Annotated in this window: 16 protein-coding genes and 1 pseudogene; 14 read left to right on the plus strand and 3 right to left on the minus strand. The window is 66.0% G+C overall.

Going from position 1 to position 17,672, the window contains the following annotated elements:
* Positions 1-124: 124 nt before the first annotated feature.
* The 3 genes from ACLQ3I_RS12020 to ACLQ3I_RS12030 are packed head-to-tail and all read right to left on the minus strand — an operon-like array spanning position 125 to position 3,068.
* A complete protein-coding gene (locus tag ACLQ3I_RS12020) occupies positions 125-1,264 on the minus strand; it encodes an adenosine deaminase (protein ID WP_425788149.1) in 1,140 nt (379 codons plus the stop codon).
* Positions 1,261-2,649, minus strand: a complete 1,389-nt coding sequence (locus ACLQ3I_RS12025) for a thymidine phosphorylase (protein WP_425802110.1) — start codon at positions 2,647-2,649, stop codon at positions 1,261-1,263. Before ACLQ3I_RS12025 ends, ACLQ3I_RS12020 begins: the two co-directional genes overlap by 4 nt.
* Before the next feature lie 17 nt (positions 2,650-2,666).
* On the minus strand, positions 2,667-3,068 hold the full coding sequence (locus ACLQ3I_RS12030) for a cytidine deaminase (RefSeq protein ID WP_425802113.1): 402 nt from the start codon (positions 3,066-3,068) through the stop codon (positions 2,667-2,669).
* 224 nt (positions 3,069-3,292) lie between these two features.
* Here ACLQ3I_RS12030 and sdhC point away from each other — a divergent pair, with 224 nt between their 5' ends.
* The 14 genes and pseudogenes from sdhC to ACLQ3I_RS12100 all read left to right on the plus strand — a co-directional run bounded on the left by sdhC (position 3,293) and on the right by ACLQ3I_RS12100 (position 17,663).
* Positions 3,293-3,700, plus strand: a complete 408-nt coding sequence (gene sdhC, locus ACLQ3I_RS12035; protein ID WP_425788155.1) for a succinate dehydrogenase, cytochrome b556 subunit — start codon at positions 3,293-3,295, stop codon at positions 3,698-3,700.
* Between the two features lie 10 nt (positions 3,701-3,710).
* A complete protein-coding gene (locus ACLQ3I_RS12040) occupies positions 3,711-4,169 on the plus strand; it encodes a succinate dehydrogenase hydrophobic membrane anchor subunit (protein WP_425788157.1) in 459 nt (152 codons plus the stop codon).
* A gap of 17 nt (positions 4,170-4,186) precedes the next feature.
* Complete coding sequence (gene sdhA, locus ACLQ3I_RS12045; RefSeq protein WP_425788159.1) at positions 4,187-5,941, plus strand: succinate dehydrogenase flavoprotein subunit; 1,755 nt, start codon at positions 4,187-4,189, stop codon at positions 5,939-5,941.
* Positions 5,941-6,729, plus strand: a complete 789-nt coding sequence (locus ACLQ3I_RS12050) for a succinate dehydrogenase iron-sulfur subunit (protein WP_425788161.1) — start codon at positions 5,941-5,943, stop codon at positions 6,727-6,729. Before sdhA ends, ACLQ3I_RS12050 begins: the two co-directional genes overlap by 1 nt.
* A 121-nt stretch (positions 6,730-6,850) precedes the next feature.
* The gene (locus ACLQ3I_RS12055) at positions 6,851-7,279 is read left to right on the plus strand and encodes a hypothetical protein (protein ID WP_425788163.1); all 429 of its coding nucleotides are present in this window, start codon (positions 6,851-6,853) and stop codon (positions 7,277-7,279) included.
* A 183-nt stretch (positions 7,280-7,462) separates the two neighbouring features.
* Entirely contained in the window at positions 7,463-8,197 is a 735-nt protein-coding gene (locus tag ACLQ3I_RS12060) for a type 1 glutamine amidotransferase (protein ID WP_425802116.1), read from the plus strand.
* Positions 8,198-8,245: 48 nt separating this feature from the next.
* A pseudogene (locus ACLQ3I_RS12065) lies at positions 8,246-8,380 on the plus strand (AsnC family transcriptional regulator); the annotation flags it as partial.
* Complete coding sequence (locus tag ACLQ3I_RS12070; RefSeq protein WP_425802119.1) at positions 8,377-9,762, plus strand: aspartate aminotransferase family protein; 1,386 nt, start codon at positions 8,377-8,379, stop codon at positions 9,760-9,762. The pseudogene ACLQ3I_RS12065 and the gene ACLQ3I_RS12070, both read left to right, overlap by 4 nt.
* 2 nt (positions 9,763-9,764) lie before the next feature.
* Positions 9,765-10,787: an adenosine deaminase gene (locus tag ACLQ3I_RS12075; RefSeq protein ID WP_425788169.1), complete on the plus strand. Its 1,023-nt coding sequence runs from the start codon at positions 9,765-9,767 to the stop codon at positions 10,785-10,787.
* A gap of 72 nt (positions 10,788-10,859) precedes the next feature.
* Positions 10,860-12,080, plus strand: coding sequence for a PucR family transcriptional regulator (locus ACLQ3I_RS12080; RefSeq protein WP_425788170.1), 1,221 nt, complete (start codon positions 10,860-10,862; stop codon positions 12,078-12,080).
* A 148-nt stretch (positions 12,081-12,228) separates the two neighbouring features.
* Positions 12,229-13,731 carry a long-chain-fatty-acid--CoA ligase gene (locus ACLQ3I_RS12085; protein ID WP_425802121.1) on the plus strand — a complete coding sequence of 501 codons (1,503 nt, stop codon included), beginning with the start codon at positions 12,229-12,231 and terminating at the stop codon, positions 13,729-13,731.
* Positions 13,728-15,428 carry a PHA/PHB synthase family protein gene (locus ACLQ3I_RS12090; protein WP_425788174.1) on the plus strand — a complete coding sequence of 567 codons (1,701 nt, stop codon included), beginning with the start codon at positions 13,728-13,730 and terminating at the stop codon, positions 15,426-15,428. Before ACLQ3I_RS12085 ends, ACLQ3I_RS12090 begins: the two co-directional genes overlap by 4 nt.
* An 8-nt stretch (positions 15,429-15,436) precedes the next feature.
* On the plus strand, positions 15,437-16,327 hold the full coding sequence (gene phaZ, locus ACLQ3I_RS12095; protein WP_425802124.1) for a poly(3-hydroxyalkanoate) depolymerase: 891 nt from the start codon (positions 15,437-15,439) through the stop codon (positions 16,325-16,327).
* 67 nt (positions 16,328-16,394) lie between these two features.
* Positions 16,395-17,663 (plus strand): D-alanyl-D-alanine carboxypeptidase family protein, encoded by a 1,269-nt coding sequence (locus ACLQ3I_RS12100; protein ID WP_425802126.1) that lies wholly within the window; start codon positions 16,395-16,397, stop codon positions 17,661-17,663.
* Positions 17,664-17,672: the final 9 nt, after the last annotated feature.

The following is a 17,672-nucleotide window of genomic DNA, read 5'->3' on the forward strand; positions in this document are numbered from 1 at the left end:
CCGACTCCCTGATCCCTGATCCCTGATCCCTGATCCCTGATCCCTGAGGAGCGTCCGGAGCCTGCGGAGGACGCGTCACGAAGGGTCACCCCAACCGACCGATCAACCAACCAACCGACCGACGTCAGCCCATCAGCACCGCGTACCCGGGTTTGATGACCTCGTCGATGAGCGCGAGCCGCTCGTCGAAATGAATGAACGCCGACTTCATCGCGTTGACCGTGAACCGCTCGAAATCAGCCCAGCCGTAGCCGAACTGCTGGGCCAGTCGGTAGAACTCCTTGCTCATGGTGGTGTCGCTCATGAGTCGATTGTCGGTATTGACCGTCACCCGGAACCGCAGCCGTGCGAGAACGTTGAACGGATGGTCCGCGATGGAGGCGACCGCACCCGTCTGGACGTTGGAACTCGGGCACAGCTCCAGCGGGATGCGCTTGTCCCGCACCATGTTCGCGATTTGACCCAGCTCCGCTCCGTCGAACGACTCGGCGGCCAGGTCCGCTCCCGGCGGCAGCGTGATGTCGTCGATGACCCGGACCCCGTGCCCGAGGCGGTCGGTGCCGCAGAAGGCGATCGCCTCATGGATCGACGGCAACCCGAACGCCTCACCGGCATGAATGGTGAAGTGTGCGTTGTTTGCCCGCATGAACTCGAACGCGTCGAGATGGCGGGTCGGTGGATTCCCCGCCTCGGCACCCGCGATGTCGAAGCCCACCACGCCGTCGTCCCGATATCGCACCGCCAGTTCGGCGATCTCTTGCGAACGGGCGGCATGACGCATGGCGGTCACCAGACAGCGCACCACGATCGGATGCCCCTGCGCCTCGGCTTCGGCCTCCCCCTCGCGGAAACCCGCCAGTACCGCCTCGACCACCTCGTCGAGCGTCATCCCGCGCGCGAGATGTTGCTCGGGTGCGTATCGCACCTCGGCGTAGACCACCCCGTCGGCAGCCAGATCCCGGACGCATTCGAGCGCCACACGTCTCAGCGCAGACGGGGTCTGCATCACCGCGACGGTATGCGCGAACGTTTCGAGATAGCGCTCGAGTGAACCGCTGTCCGCCGCATCGCGAAACCATCGGGCCAGTGACCGCGCATCGTCGGCCGGGAGATCCGGATAGTCCACCTCGCGTGCGAGTTCGAGGACCGTCGCCGGTCGCAGGCCACCGTCGAGGTGATCGTGGAGCACCACCTTGGGGGCCAGGGAGATATTGGGGAGATCCAGCGGCCGCCCCGGCGGCGTGGTCGGGTCGACAGGCGTCATGAATCGACGGTAACGCGGTCGACGACCAGCGGCCTGCGTTGTGCCGCAGAATCTCCGATTCCGACCGCGGTCGTCAGCGCGGCCCGCGCCGCGCCGAGGCGCTCCGGGGTCCGGGTGTGCAACGTGAACAACCGATCACCTGCCGTCACCCGATCGCCCGGCTTGGCATGCAACGTGATTCCCGCCTCGGCCTGCACCGCCTCGCCCGGAACGGCACGTCCCGCGCCGAGCCGCCACGCCCCGACCCCGACCGCCATCGCATCGAGCCGCGTGACGATGCCCGACTCGGTGGCCCGCACCGTCTCGGTATGCCGGGCCCGGGGCAGCGGCGCATCGGGGTCACCGCCCTGCGCGGCGATCATCGCGCGCCAGGTGTCCATCGCGGTCCCGTCCGCCAGATGTTTCGCAGGATCGGCGTCGGTGAGGCCCGCTGCGTCGAGCATCTCGCGTGCCAGCGCAAGCGTGAGCTCGACGACGTCATCGGGGCCCCCGCCGGCGAGCACCTCCACCGACTCGGCCACCTCCAGCGCATTGCCTGCAGTGCGGCCGAGAGGGGTGTTCATGTCCGTCAACAGGGCGGTGGTCGCCACGCCCGCCGCATGCCCGAGCCACACCATCGTCTCGGCGAGTTCCCGGCTCTGTGCTTCCGACTTGAGAAACGCCCCGCTACCGAACTTCACGTCGAGGACCAGGGCCCCCGTGCCCTCGGCGATCTTCTTGCTCATGATCGAGCTGGCCACCAGTGGTATGGATTCCACGGTCCCGGTCACATCTCGCAGCGCATAGAGTCGCCGATCCGCCGGCGCGAGGCCGCCTCCGGCGGCGCACACCACCGCACCGACCCGTTCGAGCTGCTCGCCCATGTCGGCAGCAGAAATGTCGGCGCGCCAGCCGGAGATCGACTCGAGCTTGTCCAGAGTTCCACCCGTGTGACCCAGCCCGCGACCGGACAGCTGGGGAACGGCCACCCCGAACGAGGCCACCAGCGGGGCCAGCGGCAGGGTGATCTTGTCCCCGACACCGCCCGTCGAATGCTTGTCGACGGTCACCATCGCACGGCCACCACGCCGTAGGCCGGAAAAATCCATCCGCCGCCCGGAATCGATCATCGCCTGCGTCCACCGCGAGATCTCGCGACGATTCATCCCGCGGAGGAAGATCGCCATCAACAGAGCGGACATCTGCTCGTCGACCACACGCCCACCCGCTCCGCTCCCGGCGCCACCCACATCCGGCCCGCCCGCTCCGCTCCCGGCGCCGTGCGTGTACCGGTCGATCACCCAGTCGATCTGAGCGTCGGTCAGCTCTCCGCCATCACGTTTCGTGGTGATCACCGAGATCGCGTCGATGATCTCCGCCTCCGCTTCACCTCTTCGATTCGCCACGGTCGACTCCTGATCGCTCATCTGCCCGCCGCCAGATCATCGGGGCCGAACGCGTCCGGCAGCAGATCGGCCAGAGTCGTCGACCCGCGAGAATGGTCCACCGCAAGCTCGGGGCCACCGTGCTCCAGCAGCACTTGCCGACACCGCCCACAGGGCATGAGTCTCCCGCCCCGGGGGTCGCAGACCGACACCGCGATCAGCCGCCCCCCGCCGGTGGCGACCAGATGCGCGCAGAGTGCGACCTCGGCGCAGATGCCGAGCCCGTATGAGACATTTTCCACATTGCAGCCCAAGACCAGACGTCCATCGTCGGTGAGGCCCGACGCGCCGACCGGAAACCCGGAGTAGGGAGCATAGGCTCGATCGACCATCACTGATGCTTTGTCCCGCAACAGATTCCAGTCATTTTCGGAAACCAAACCGAACTCCTCACTATCGGCACGGACGATCAGGATGTGACATCACCTACCAGCGCGAAGCTTGGTAAGGCAAACCTAAGTCGAGATCAGTTGTCGCCCAAATCGGTTCGGGCAATTTATGCGCGGGGTCAGCATAGGTTTAAAGTCTCATGCATGGGTCCACGGCCGAGCCTCATAATGCCGACTCGGCACATCCATCGACGCTGTTGGAGGCCAATTTCCCGATGAGCACCCCGACCGAGGTAGCACCGGACCCGGTGCGCAAACGCTCCCTGTATCGCGGCGACCCAGGAATGTGGTCGTGGGTGCTGCACCGGATCACCGGTGTCACCATCTTCTTCTTCTTGTTCGTCCATGTACTGGACACCGCGGTCATCCGGATCGATCCGAACAAGTACTCCGAGGTCATCGAGACCTACAAGACGCCGATCATCGGCCTGATGGAGATCGCGCTCGTCGCCTGCGTGCTGTACCACGCGTTCAACGGCATCCGCATCATCCTGATCGACTTCTGGTCGAAGGGCCCCAAGTTCCAGCGTCAGATGCTGTGGGCGATTGTGACCATCTTCGTCATCGTGTTCGGTGCGGCAGCCATCCGCCTGCTGCAGATCCTGATCACCCACTCGTTCTAGGAGGCACCTGATGACTGCATCGCAAGCCACTCCGGGTGCCGCCAAGACCCTGGGCACCGAATACGACCGGCCCGCGAGTCTGGACAACCCGCGGTCGCCGCGCATGCGCAAGGGCGGCAACTTCGAGAAGTACGCGTGGCTGTTCATGCGCTTCTCGGGTCTGGCCCTGATCATCCTGACCATCGGTCACATGTTCATCATGCTCGCCTGGGACGACGGCGTGCACCGCATCGACGCTTCATTCGTCGCGGCGCGGTGGCGTGAGCCGTTCTGGCAGGTCTGGGACCTCACCATGCTCTGGCTCGCTCAGCTACACGGCGGCAACGGCGTCCGGACGGTGATCGCGGACTACTCGCGCAAGGACTCCACCCGATTCTGGCTGAACGTGCTACTCGGCATCTCGATGATCCTGGTGCTCGTGCTCGGCACGTACGCCCTGCTGACCTTCGACGTGAACAGCGTCGGCTAGAGGAGATTGACGAACTTATGCAGGAACATCGCTACGACGTGCTCATCGTGGGGGCCGGCGGCGCCGGGATGCGCGCCGCCATCGAGTCCGCGCCCCGCGCCCGAACCGCCGTTCTGACCAAGCTCTACCCCACCCGCAGCCACACCGGCGCCGCCCAGGGCGGTATGTGCGCCGCACTGGCGAACGTGGAAGAGGACAACTGGGAGTGGCACACCTTCGACACCGTCAAGGGCGGCGACTACCTCGCCGACCAGGACGCGGTCGAGATCATGGCCAAGGAGGCCATCGACGCGGTCCTCGACCTCGAGAAGATGGGGCTCCCCTTCAACCGGACCCCCGAGGGCAAGATCGATCAGCGCCGATTCGGCGGCCACACCCGCGACCACGGCAAGTCCCCGGTCCGCCGCGCGTGCTATGCCGCCGACCGCACCGGCCACATGATCCTGCAGACCCTGTACCAGAACTGCGTCAAGCACAACGTCGAGTTCTTCAACGAGTTCTACGCCCTCGACATCTGCCTCGGCGAGAACGAGAACGGCGAATCGGTGGCGACCGGCGTCGTCGCCTATGAGCTGTCGACCGGCGAGATCCACGTGTTCCACGCCAAGTCGATCGTGTTCGCGACCGGCGGTTCGGGACGCATGTACAAGACGACGTCCAACGCCCACACTCTCACCGGCGACGGCATGGGCATCGTCTTCCGCAAGGGACTTCCCCTGGAGGACATGGAGTTCCACCAGTTCCATCCGACCGGCCTGGCCGGCCTCGGCATCCTCATCTCCGAAGCAGTCCGTGGTGAGGGCGGCATCCTGCGCAACGCCGACGGCGAGCGCTTCATGGAGCGGTACGCGCCGACCATCAAGGACCTCGCCCCACGAGACATCGTGGCGCGCTCGATGGTGCTCGAGGTTCTCGAAGGACGTGGCGCCGGACCGAACAAGGACTACGTCTACATCGACGTGACCCACCTCGGTGAGGACGTGCTCAACGAGAAGCTCCCCGACATCACCGAGTTCGCGCGCACCTACCTCGGCGTCGACCCGGTCACCGAGTACGTCCCGGTGTACCCGACCTGCCACTACGTGATGGGCGGTATCCCGACCAACATCGAGGGCCAGGTCCTGCGCAACAACGACGAGGTCGTGCACGGCCTGTACGCGGCGGGTGAATGCGCGTGCGTCTCGGTGCACGGCGCCAACCGCCTGGGTACCAACTCACTGCTGGACATCAACGTCTTCGGGCGTCGCGCCGGCATCGCCGCCGCCGAATACGCGACGTCCGCCGACTTCGTCGAACTGCCGGAGAGCCCGACACAGATGGTCGACAACTGGCTGGAGCTGATGCTGTCGGACCACGGCCACGAGCGCGTCGCGGACATCCGCACCGAGCTACAGGTGACGATGGACAACAACGCCTCGGTGTTCCGCACCGAAGAGACCCTGAAGCAGGCACTCACCGACGTCCATGCACTCAAGGAGCGCTACTCACACGTCCGCGTCCACGACAAGGGCAAGCGCTTCAACAGTGATCTCCTCGAAGCGATCGAGCTGGGCTTCCTGCTGGAGATGGCGGAGGTGACGGTGGTCGGCGCGCTGAACCGCAAGGAGTCGCGCGGCGGTCACGCCCGTGAGGATTACCCCGACCGGGACGACGTCAACTACATGCGCCACACGATGGCCTACAAGAAGGGCACCGACCTTCTCTCGGACATCGAGTTGGACTACAAGCCCGTGGTGCAGACCCGCTACGAGCCGATGGAGCGTAAGTACTGATGACAGCAATCATGGAAAACCCCACGCCCTCGTCCGACGAGCCACCACTGCCCCCGGTTCCCGACGAGGCCACGATGGTGACGTTGAAGATCTTCCGGTTCAACCCGGAGAACCCCGACGCACAGGGCTTCGAGAGTTTCCGGGTGCCGGCCCTGCCCACCGACCGGCTGCTCAACCTCCTGCTCTACGTGAAGGGCTACCTCGACGGCACCCTCACGTTCCGACGCAGCTGCGCGCACGGCGTCTGTGGGTCCGACGCGATGCGCATCAACGGGGTCAACCGCCTCGCCTGCAAGCTGCTGATGAAGGACATGCTGCCGAAAGACGGCTCCAAAGAGGTCACCATCACCATCGAGCCCATCAAGGGCCTTCCGGTGGAGAAGGATCTCGTGGTCGACATGGAACCGTTCTTCGACGCGTACCGCGCGATCAAGCCGTTCCTGATCACCTCGGGCAACGAGCCGACGCGTGAGCGCATCCAGAGCCAGCACGACCGTGCCCGCTTCGACGACACCACCAAATGCATCCTGTGCGCATGCTGCACCACGAGTTGCCCGGTGTTCTGGAACGAGGGCAGCTACTTCGGGCCCGCCGCGATCGTCAACGCGCACCGGTTCATCTTCGACAGCCGTGACGAAGCCGCCATCGAACGTCTCGACATCCTCAACGATGTCGACGGCGTGTGGCGCTGCCGGACCACGTTCAACTGCACCGACGCGTGCCCGCGTGGCATCCAGGTGACCCAGGCGATCCAAGAGGTCAAGCGCGCCCTGATGTTCTCGCGCTGAGCGTCCGAACCCGCCGATCCCGCAGATATTCTTCTCTGCAGCCCCGAAACCGCCCCTCCCACAGCCCGGGAGGGGCGGTTTCGTCGGTGTGGACGCGATGGTGGAACCGCGCGATGCCGACATGCGTCCAATCACCATGACTCGCACCCACCTCGTCATCGCCGGCCTCATCCTGGCCATCGGCATCGGCCCGGTCCTGGCTCCGGTCCTCGGAGCGCCACTCGCCGACGCGAGCCCGAGGTATCCGGGGAACGGCGACCGGATCACGATCGTCCTCACCTCGGACCGGCAGCTCAACAGCGCCGTGGTCTGGTATGACTCGCGCAACCGGATGCGCCGGCAGAGCGACCTCCCACTCCGTCGATTCGACAAGCACACCGGCCTGTGGACCGGATCGCTCGTGTTCACCAGTCGCGTGCGCCACCAGAAGATCGACACGCTCTTCCAGTCGAACGGCCGTCTCGCCCGGTGTGCCGTCTGGGTGAACACGACGAAGGTGCGCGAGAAGTCCGCCCGGTCGTCCCGGTATGCCACCACTTACTGTCGCTGAGAAAACTCTCCTCGGGCCGCGCAATCTCTGCGGAAACCGTAGTCTTGTCCCACCATTCGCCACCTGAGCGGGAGACACCATGACACAGACCGGGCACGCCGGGTTCCATGCGAGCACCACCGCCCCGACACTGCGCCGGACCACCGTGCCGGCCATCGTGGCACCCAGAGTGGGGTGACCGTGGTGGCCGTCTCGCGAATCCGCGTGCTGGAACTGCGGCACGCCGAAGTCGAGCCCCCCGGTGCGTACTCGACGGCACTCGACGAACTCGCCGATGTCACGACCGTCCGCGTCTGGCGAGAATGCGTACCGGACAAGACGGCGGGGTATGACGCCATCATCGTGATGGGCGGACCGATGGGCGTCGGAGACATTGATTCGATCCCGTGGATCGCATCGGAGATCGCACTGCTGCGTCACGCAGTCGCCGACGATGTCCCGGTGTGGGCCGTCTGCCTCGGTTCGCAGCTCCTGGCCGCGGCGCTGGGTGCCGAAGTCTTCCGAGGCGAGGAGCCCGAGATCGGCGTGCGGGAGGTCCGACTGAACACCGACGGCATGGCGGACCAGGTATGGAAGGCTGTCCCGTCGGCCTCGTTCGAGACCGTCCAATGGCATTTCGACACCTTCGCACTCCCTGATGGGGCCACACTGCTGGCCGGCTCGGCGGCCTATCCGAATCAGCTGTTTCGGTACGGCGACAGCTATGGCATCCAGTTCCATCTGGAGGCAGGCGGAACCCTCATCCGGCGCTGGCTGCAGGGTGAATCGCGCGACGAGGTGGAAGCTGCGATCGGAACCGCCGGCGTCGATCATTTCGGCGACGACGCGGCGGCCGCCGAGGCGGTGACCGCGCCGCTGTCCGCCACCGTCATGCGACGCTGGCTGACCCAGGTGGCGACCCACCGGCCCGCCGGGTGACCGCCACTGGCACGTCCGCCGCCGAACCTGACCGGACGTCGAACTCACGACCCAGATGACATGGAGACATCGCTTTGGCGCATCCTGAACCAGCAGGTTCTGACGCATCCCGAGGTCACCGGCACGGAGACCCTCGTCCGTCTGAAATTGGTCAAGCAACAATACAATTGGGGTACCCGATGAGCCTTGTCAACGAGTCCGCCACCGATCTCTCGCTGGGCGAACGCAGCGCCGCTCATCTCTGGGGACACTTCGCGCGCCACGGCGACGACATCACGCCGCCGGTCATCACCCGCGGCGAAGGCATGCGGATTTACGACGACCGCGGACGCAGTTACCTCGACGGTCTCGCCGGTCTGTTCGTGGTGCAGGCCGGGCACGGCCGCGTCGAACTCGCCGAAGCGGCGGCCAAGCAGGCCAAGGAACTCGCGTTCTTTCCCATCTGGTCGTATGCGACGCCCCCCGCCATCGAACTCGCGGAGCGCCTGGCCGCCTATGCCCCCGGCGACCTCAACCGGGTCTTCTTCACCACTGGCGGCGGCGAGGCGGTGGAAAGCGCCTGGAAGCTGGCCAAACAGTACTTCAAGCTCATCGGTAAACCCATGAAGCACAAGGTGATCTCGCGCGCGGTCGCCTACCACGGGACCCCACAGGGCGCGCTCGCCATCACCGGCGTGCCGGCCCTCAAGCAGATGTTCGAGCCGCTCACCCCGGGTGGCTTCCGCGTGCCCAACACCAACATCTATCGCGCCCCGAACGACGAACTCGCCGCCGATCCGAAGAAGTTCGGCCGCTGGGCCGCCGACCGCATCGCCGAGGCCATCGAGTTCGAGGGACCCGAGACCGTGGCCGCGGTCTTCCTCGAGCCGGTCCAGAACGCGGGCGGATGCTTCCCGCCGCCGCCCGAATATTTCGAACGCGTCCGGGATATCTGCGACGAATATGACGTCCTGCTCGTCTCCGATGAGGTCATCTGCGCGTTCGGTCGGATCGGGTCGATGTTCGCGTGCGACGACTTCGGCTATGTGCCGGACATCATCACCTGCGCGAAGGGCATGACGTCGGGGTACTCCCCCATCGGCGCGATGATCGCCAGTGACCGAATCTTCGAACCCTTCCGCGACGGCACGACGAGCTTCCCGCACGGCTATACCTTTGGTGGACACCCGGTCTCGGCCGCAGTGGCGTTGGCCAATCTCGAGATCTTCGAACGCGAGAGCCTCAACGCGCACGTCAAGCAGAACGCCCCGGCGTTCCGCGCCACACTGGAGCGCCTCAACGACCTGCCGATCGTCGGCGACGTCCGGGGTGCGGGATTCTTCTACGGGATCGAGCTGGTGAAGGACAAGGCCACCAAGGAGACGTTCACCCGCGACGAATCCGAACGTATCCTGCGCGGCTTCCTCTCGTCCGCCCTGTTCGATGCTGGGCTGTACTGCCGCGCCGACGATCGCGGCGACCCGGTGGTGCAGCTCGCACCGCCGCTGATCGCCACCCAGACCGAGTTCGACGAGATCGAACAGATCCTCCGCTCGGTGCTCAGCGAGGCATATACATTGCTGTGACCATGTCCCGAATCACCTCGCTCCCCAAGGTCGAACTCCACCTGCACATCGAGGGAACCCTCGAACCCGAGCTCGTCCTCGAACTGGCACGCGAGAACGGCATCGGCTTGCCCTACCGCGACGCGGACGCGCTGCGGGCCCGATACGCGTTCGACGACCTACAGTCGTTTCTCGACATCTATTACGAGAACCTCGTCGTGCTCCGTGGCCGCCGGGATTTCGCACGGCTTGCCCACGCCTACGCCGCACGTGCCCACGCGGCCGGGGTCGTGCACGCAGAGGTGTTCTTCGACCCACAGGCGCACACGGTTCGTGGCATAGCGCTCGGCGACGTCGTCGCGGGACTGATCGACGGCTTCGAGCGGGCTCACGCCGAGTTCGGCATCACGTCCGATCTGATCGCGTGCTTCCTGCGGGATCGTCCTGTTGCGGAGGCACTCTCGACACTCGATGAGCTGCTCGCCCTGGATGCGCCGATCATCGGCGTCGGACTCGACTCCGCGGAGGTCGGCAACCCCGCCTCCCGATTCGCCGAGGTCTTCGACCGCGCGTCGCGCGCCGGCCTGCGACTGGTCGCACACGCGGGCGAAGAAGGAGGACCTGATTCGATCCTGCAGGCGCTCGACGACCTTGCCGTCGAGCGCATCGATCACGGCATCCGCAGCGTCGATGACCCGGTGCTCATGTCGCGCCTCGCGGACGAACGAACACCGCTCACGATCTGTCCCCTGTCGAATGTGCATCTGAACGCCGTCGCCGACATCGCATCGCATCCGCTGCCCGAGCTCATCCATGCCGGTCTTCGCGTGACCATCAATTCCGACGATCCCGCTTACTTCGGCGGCTACGTCGACCAGAACTACACCGCCGTCGTCGACGCGTTCGACCTCGACGATCGGGTCGTGGCCATGCTGGCGCACAACTCGGTCGACGCCAGTTTTCTCGCCGCGTCGCGGCAGCGGGAGATCCACGCTCGGATCGACGAGTGGCTTTCCCTGTCGACCGGCGATCCGCCGGGGCAGTGAGCACCCGGAGGTCGCCCATCGATCCGGGGGAATCGCTGCAGCCTGCTGGTCGTACGTCGCACAATGAGCGTGATGACGACGGTTCGGAAAGATCCGGCAGCGGACCCGGACGAGGAACTCCTCCTGATCGCGACGCTGTTGCGCGATCGGCTCGAGGGACTCTCCGCAGCAGTGGCGCGGGCCATCCGGCAGGACGTGGACTATTACTCTTCGACCCAGGCTGTGTCGCTCGACGACATCACCGCGACGGTCCGCGCCAACTTCGAACTGGTGGTGTACGGACTAACCGGAGATGAGCGCTTCGACACCTCGCCCGCCGAAGATACCGGTAGGTCACGGGCCGCCGTCGGTGTTCCCCTCCCCGCCCTGATGCACGCCTACCGAATCGGGTTCCAGATGGCATGGGCCGAGTTCAAATCCATCGCACAGGAACACACCGAACTGAGTCGGTCGACGCTGCTCGACGCAACCGCCCGGATGTGGCAGGCGCAGGATGCGTTCATCATGGCGATGGCCGCGGCACACCGGGAGCGGACCACGGCCAAGATCCTCGACGATGCGAGCGAGCGTGCCGCACTCACCCAGCATCTGCTCGAAGGACGAGTCTCGTCGGAGCAGAGTCTCTGGGAGATAGCCGACATCCTCCGGCTGCCCCATCGCGGTCCCTTCCTCGCCGTCGCGGCGGCCGCGACGATCGTCGGCAGGGCGCCTCTCGCCGGGATCGAGAACAAGCTGCGCGGCATCGATCTCTCGTCGGCGTGGCGACTCCTACCCGATCAGCAGATCGGGATCGTCTACGCGCCGTCGCCGTCGGCACGCGACCAGGTGATCGCGCTGCTCAGCCGAGCCGCGATCGGACGGGTCGGGGTGAGCGCACCTTTCGCAGAACTCGCCGACACATCCAGGGCCTTGCGGTATGCCCGGGTGGCGATGTCCGGAAAGGGCGAGGGGGTGAGCGTGTTCGACGACTCGGTGTTGGGGGTTGCGGCGGTCACCTCCCATGAGGTGACCGCCGACCTCGCCGCACTGGTCCTCGGTCGGCTCTACCAACTCGCGCCCGAGGATCGCGATGCTCTCTTCGAGACGTTCCGGATGTGGTCGACCGTCGGAGGCAACATCAACGACACCGCGCAACGTCTGTTCGTACATCGGAACACGGTGCGCCATCGGCTACGACGTATCGAGGAGCTCACGGGACGTTCGACAACGGCCCCGCGCGACGTTGCGGAGCTATGCCTGGCATTCGAGGTCGACGAGCATTTCCCGCTCGCCGGAGGCCCACCGGGCTCCTGATTCGGGACCGCTCGCGGCAGGCGCGTCGCTTGACTGTGCATGTGCACACCCACAAGCACCCGACGTTGACCCCCACACCATGGTGTGAGGGGGGTGATCGAGCGCACGATTGAACAGTAGAAACACCGACCTCACCGTGGAGCCGTTCATGACCAACCTCAGCGAGAATCTGACCGCCGCCGCCAACGCACGGCCCGACGCGACCGCACTGATCTGCGGCGACAGCAAGCTGAGCTATGACGAATTCGATCGTGCCGCAGCAAAAACTGCCACACTGCTCGCCGAACTCGGGATCGATCCCGGCGACCGGGTCGGCCTGATGCTCCCCAACACACCGGCGTTCGCGGTCCTCTTCTATGGCATCGCGCGCCGCGGAGCGATCGCCGTGCCGATGAACCCGCTGCTCAAGGCACGTGAAATCGAGTTCTATCTCGCCAACACCGGCGCCACCGCGCTGTTCGCGGCACCGACCTTCGCCGACGAGGCACAGCAGGCGGCCGAGGCGGCCGGTACGACGTGTATCCCGGTCGACGACGGGTCACTCGTGTCGATGTTGGCCGATGTCGAACCACAGGCGGAGGCGACACCGCGCGACGACGAGGACACCGCGGTCATCCTGCACACCTCGGGCACCACCGGCCAACCCAAGGGAGCAGAACTCACTCACCGCGGACTGGGGCGCAATGCCGAGGTGTGCGTTCGCACGCTGTTCGAGGCCACGCCCGACGACGTGGTGATGGGTTGCCTACCGCTGTTCCACGTCTTCGGTCTCACGTGCGGTCTCAACGCCTCGGTACTCGCCGGTGCCACACTCACCCTGATGCCGCGCTTCGACCCGGCCGAAGCGCTCGAGGTCATCGAACGCGACAGGGTGACGATCTTCCAGGGTGTACCGACCATGTACTCGGCACTGATCGCCGCACGGCGCCCCACGCACGACACCAGTTCGCTGCGGACCTGCGCGTCGGGCGGCGCGGCACTGCCCGCCCAGGTGATCGCGGATTTCGAGAAAGCCTTCGGCGCGATGATCCTCGAGGGTTACGGGCTTTCGGAAACCTCGCCGGTCGCCTGCTTCAACCACCCGAACCGTATCCGGAAGGCGGGATCCATCGGTACCCCCATCGAGGGTGTCGAGATGCGTGTGGTGGACGAAGGCGGCAACTCGGTGACGGTCGGTGCGCCCGGTGAGCTCCAGGTGCGCGGGCACAACGTGATGAAGGGCTACTGGCACCTTCCCGAAGCCACCGCCGACGCCATCGACGCGGACGGATGGTTTTCGACCGGCGATGTGGGCACCCTCGACGACGACGGCTACTACACCATCATCGACCGCACCAAGGACATGATCATCCGCGGTGGCTTCAACGTCTATCCCCGTGAGATCGAAGAAGTCATCTACGAACATCCTGCCGTCGCCGCGGCCGCCGTCATCGGTATCCCACACGATTCCCTGGGTGAGGAGATCGGTGCAGCGGTGACCCTCAAACCCGGGCGGTCGATATCCGGCGACGACCTCCGCGACTACATCAAGGCCCGTGTCGCGGCCTACAAGTACCCGCGAAAGATCTGGTTCCTCGACGCCCTGCCGACCGGTGCGACCGGGAAGATCCAGAAACGCGACATCACCGTCCCCGAGGAGATCAAACAATGACCATCGCTCAGAATTATTCCGCCGCAGGCGACATCGCCGCTCCCCTGGATCTGCTCCTGGTCAACTCGACCAAATCGTTCACGAACCGGATGACTCCCAATGCGGCCTGGGCGCGGTTCGGCGGATCACTCGCCCGCCAGCCGATCACGGTCGCCGACACGGGCCTCGGTCTCGCCCGCGAACTCGGTGCGATCACCCTCGGCCGCTCCGATCGGGCCCCGGCCCGTCAGGACAAACGGTTCGCGGACCCGGCCTGGTCGGGCAACGCGCTCCTGCGCCGGATACAGCAGGCCTACCTGGCGACCTCCGAGGCGGCCGAACGCCTCTACTCTGCGGCCGACCTGGACTGGCGCGACGCCGAGAAGGTTCGGTTCGCGCTGGACAACATCATCGAGGGATCATCGCCCACGAACAATCCGCTGGTGAGCCCCGTCGGCTGGAAGGCGCTCATCGACACCGGCGGCCTGTCCGCGGTCCGCGGCGCCAAGTCCTTCATCCGCGACATGGCATCCAAACCGCGGGTGCCGGCCATGGTCGATCCGGACGCCTTCCACGTCGGTGAGACCGTCGCCACGACCAAGGGTGCAGTCGTGCTGCGCACCAAGATGTTCGAACTCATCCAGTACGCGCCACAGACCGCCACGGTGCACGAGAAACCGCTGCTGATGGTGCCGCCCGTGATCAACAAATACTACGTGATGGACATCGCGCCCGACCGCAGCCTGATCGAGAACTACGTGCGTGGAGGACAACAGGTCTTCACCATCTCCTGGCGCAACCCCAAAGCACGACACCGGGAATGGGGATTCGACGCCTACGGAAAAGCCCTCATCGAGGCCATCGACGCCGTCCGATCGATCACCCGCGCCGAATCCGCGAACCTGTTCGCCACCTGCTCCGGCGGCATCCTCGCCGCGATGACGCTGGCCCACCTCACCGCCACCGGGCACGGCGACAAGGTCGCCGGCCTCACGTTGGGTGTCACCGTGCTCGACCAGAGCCAGGCCGGTTTCGCCTCGGCGCTGGCCAGCGAACGGGCAGCCAAGGCCGCCATCCGGACCTCTGCCGACAAGGGCTACCTCGACGGCAACGCGATGGCCGAGATGTTCGCCTGGCTACGACCCACCGATCTGGTGTGGCGCTACTGGGTCAACAATTACATCCAGGGCCGCTCTCCCGCCGCATTCGACGTCCTCTTCTGGAATGCGGACACCACCCGGATGACTGCGGCGCTGCATCGCGACATGGTGATGATGGGGCTGAACAACGACCTGGTCACCGCGGGACAGGCGACCATGCTGGGCACGCCGGTCGACCTCGGCGCCATCACCTGCGACGCGTACGTCGTCGGCGGCATCGCGGACCACATCTGCCCATGGCAGGCCACCTATCGCAGCGCCGCGCTCCTGGGCAGCAAGGACAACACGTTCGTGCTGTCGACAAGCGGGCACATCGCCTCGCTCGTCAACCCGCCCGGCAACAAGAAGGCATCGTTTCGCACCGCCCAGGTCGATGTCGACGTCGACCCCGATGCGTGGCTGGCCTCGTCGGAGAAGCACACCGACTCCTGGTGGCCCGACCACCTGCGCTGGCTAGCCGAGCGCTCGGGCCAGCAGATCGATTCACCCGCCATGCTCGGCGGCCCCGGCCACGAGGCCCTCGCCCCGGCACCCGGCACCTACGTGCACGAGAAGTGAGACGCCCCATGACAACACCGGTCTCATCCGCAGCCGATCCCGTCGACGAGTCAGATGTGTTCGTCGCCGTGGGAGGACAACGGATACGGGTGCGATATCGTCGCGGAGTAGGGGTGCCGTTGGTGCTGTGCAACGGTATCGGCGCAAGCCTCGAGGTCCTCGATCCGCTGGTCGGTCACCTCGATCCAGACCGGCCAGTGGTCAGCCTCGACGTCCCCGGCACCGGGGAGTCGCCGTCTTCGCCACTGCCATACGGCTTTCCCTATCTGGCCTGGGTGATCGGCCGGATGCTGGACCGGCTCGAGATCGGTGTCGTCGACATCCTCGGGCTCTCATGGGGCGGCGCGCTGGCCCAGCAGTTTGCCTTCCAGAATCCGAGACGGTGTCGGCGGCTGATCCTGGTGGCGACGGGCACCGGCGCGATCATGGTGCCCGGTCATCCGCGGGTACTGAACAAGATGATCACTCCTCGCCGGTTCCGTGATCCCTCCTACGGTGGCACCATCGCTGCCGAACTGTACGGCGGCGCGGTCCGCGAGCGGGGACAGGACGTGGTCGACCTGTTCGTCCGGCAGCTGCACGCCGGATCCCGCACCGGTTACCTGCATCAGCTGCTCGCCGGCTCGGTGTGGACGTCCCTGTTCGCGCTCCCCGCGATCCGGCAGCGCACGCTGCTCATAGCGGGTGACGACGATCCCATCGTGCCGATCATCAACGCGCAGATCATGTCTCGCTTGCTCCCGCGATCGCGATTTCACCGGCACGACGGCGGCCACATCGATCTGGTGGTGGACGCGGAGACCTTTGCCCCGGTCATCGATGACTTCCTCGGCGCTCCTGGCATCGCTCGCGCCACCCGGCGCCGTGGCGACGCCGGTCGACTCACCCCGGGGGGATGATTCCGCCGTCGCGTCGGCCACCGCGCCCCTGCGGAGCAGGGGCACCATCGCTGATATTGTCCGTGCGATGAGGCTCCTGGTCCGGTTCATCCTCGTGGTGATCGCACTGTTGTGCCCATCCGCAGCCGCATATGCCGTTCCCGTTCCCGTTCCCGTCACCACCCCGGTCACCGATCATTGTCCGCACAAGGTCGCGACACCGCCCGCGGTCGACACCTCGGAGGTCGTCGCACCCGGGGCGCCCGTCCCCAGTCCCCTTCCCGTGCCGGATCCGCCGGTCGGTGGCGCCCGTCTGGCCGGATGCGGGGTGGTCGCCGACCCGGGGGCCGGACAAGTGCCGGGCCGACTGACCTCCGCGGGATGGCTGATCGCCGACCTGGACACCGGGAAGATCATCGCGGCGAAGGACCCGCACGGCCGGTACCGTCCGGCGTCCACCGTCAAGGTCCTGCTCGCGCTGGTGGTCCTCGACGCGATCGACCGGGGCACAATGGATCTCGATGCGGTTGTCACCGCCACCCCGGAGGATTGGAGCGCCGAGGGCGATTCCTGCGGCATGGGACCGGGCGGACACTACACCATCCGCGACCTCGTGACCGGCCTGATCGTGGTGTCCGGCAACGACTGCGCCGACGCACTGACCCGGCAGCTCGGCGGTGTGGACGCGACGCTCGCGGCGATGAACGACAAGGCACACTCGCTCCTGGCACTCGACACGCACGCGTCGACGCCGTCCGGGCTGGATGCTGCCGGCATGTCCACCTCGCCCTACGACCTCGCATTGATCTATCGGGAGGCGATGCACAACAGTCTTTTCCGGGAACTGATCGGATTGCGCGACTATCGTTTCCCGGGCTACCCGAAGCGTCCGGATGTCCCCGGCGACAAGGACCACCCGGGCTACCTCATGCAGACATCGAATCACCTGCTGCTCGACGGCTACCCCGGCATGCTGGGTGGTAAAACGGGATACACCGATGACGCCCGCAAGACGTTCGTGGGGGCGACCGAACGCGACGGCCGCCGGATCGTGATCGTACAGATGTACGGGCTCACCATCGAGTCGGACTCGTACTGGGATCAGGCCGAGTCCATGTACGACTACGGTTTTCGCGCGCCGACGGCCACCGAGGTGGGGCTGCTGGTGACACCCTCAACCGGCCGGTCCGCGCATGCCACCACTGCGGCAGCAGCACCCGACCCCACCCAGACCATGTCCGTGACGGGCACGGACCATCCGGACCGGTGGTCGATCCGAATCCTGGTCGGCCTCTGCGCCGCACTCATCGCGATCGGTCTCCTGCTGATCGCTCTTCGGCTGTTCGCCAGGCGGTGACCAACTCGC

Source organism: Gordonia sp. DT101, assembly GCF_049844895.1.
Classification (GTDB): Bacteria; Actinomycetota; Actinomycetes; order Mycobacteriales; family Mycobacteriaceae; genus Gordonia.

Bases quoted from the DNA above. Each gene is read 5' to 3' on its own strand.
- ACLQ3I_RS12085 (WP_425802121.1), top strand. From the start codon at position 12,229: ATGACCAACCTCAGCGAGAATCTGACCGCCGCCGCCAACGCACGGCCC.
- ACLQ3I_RS12050 (WP_425788161.1), top strand. From the start codon at position 5,941: ATGACAGCAATCATGGAAAACCCCACGCCCTCGTCCGACGAGCCACCA.
- ACLQ3I_RS12055 (WP_425788163.1), top strand. From the start codon at position 6,851: ATGCGTCCAATCACCATGACTCGCACCCACCTCGTCATCGCCGGCCTC.
- ACLQ3I_RS12040 (WP_425788157.1), top strand. From the start codon at position 3,711: ATGACTGCATCGCAAGCCACTCCGGGTGCCGCCAAGACCCTGGGCACC.
- sdhA (WP_425788159.1), top strand. From the start codon at position 4,187: ATGCAGGAACATCGCTACGACGTGCTCATCGTGGGGGCCGGCGGCGCC.
- ACLQ3I_RS12070 (WP_425802119.1), top strand. From the start codon at position 8,377: ATGAGCCTTGTCAACGAGTCCGCCACCGATCTCTCGCTGGGCGAACGC.
- phaZ (WP_425802124.1), top strand. From the start codon at position 15,437: ATGACAACACCGGTCTCATCCGCAGCCGATCCCGTCGACGAGTCAGAT.
- sdhC (WP_425788155.1), top strand. From the start codon at position 3,293: ATGAGCACCCCGACCGAGGTAGCACCGGACCCGGTGCGCAAACGCTCC.
- ACLQ3I_RS12100 (WP_425802126.1), top strand. From the start codon at position 16,395: ATGAGGCTCCTGGTCCGGTTCATCCTCGTGGTGATCGCACTGTTGTGC.
- ACLQ3I_RS12020 (WP_425788149.1), bottom strand. From the start codon at position 1,264: ATGACGCCTGTCGACCCGACCACGCCGCCGGGGCGGCCGCTGGATCTC.
- ACLQ3I_RS12090 (WP_425788174.1), top strand. From the start codon at position 13,728: ATGACCATCGCTCAGAATTATTCCGCCGCAGGCGACATCGCCGCTCCC.
- ACLQ3I_RS12080 (WP_425788170.1), top strand. From the start codon at position 10,860: ATGACGACGGTTCGGAAAGATCCGGCAGCGGACCCGGACGAGGAACTC.
- ACLQ3I_RS12075 (WP_425788169.1), top strand. From the start codon at position 9,765: ATGTCCCGAATCACCTCGCTCCCCAAGGTCGAACTCCACCTGCACATC.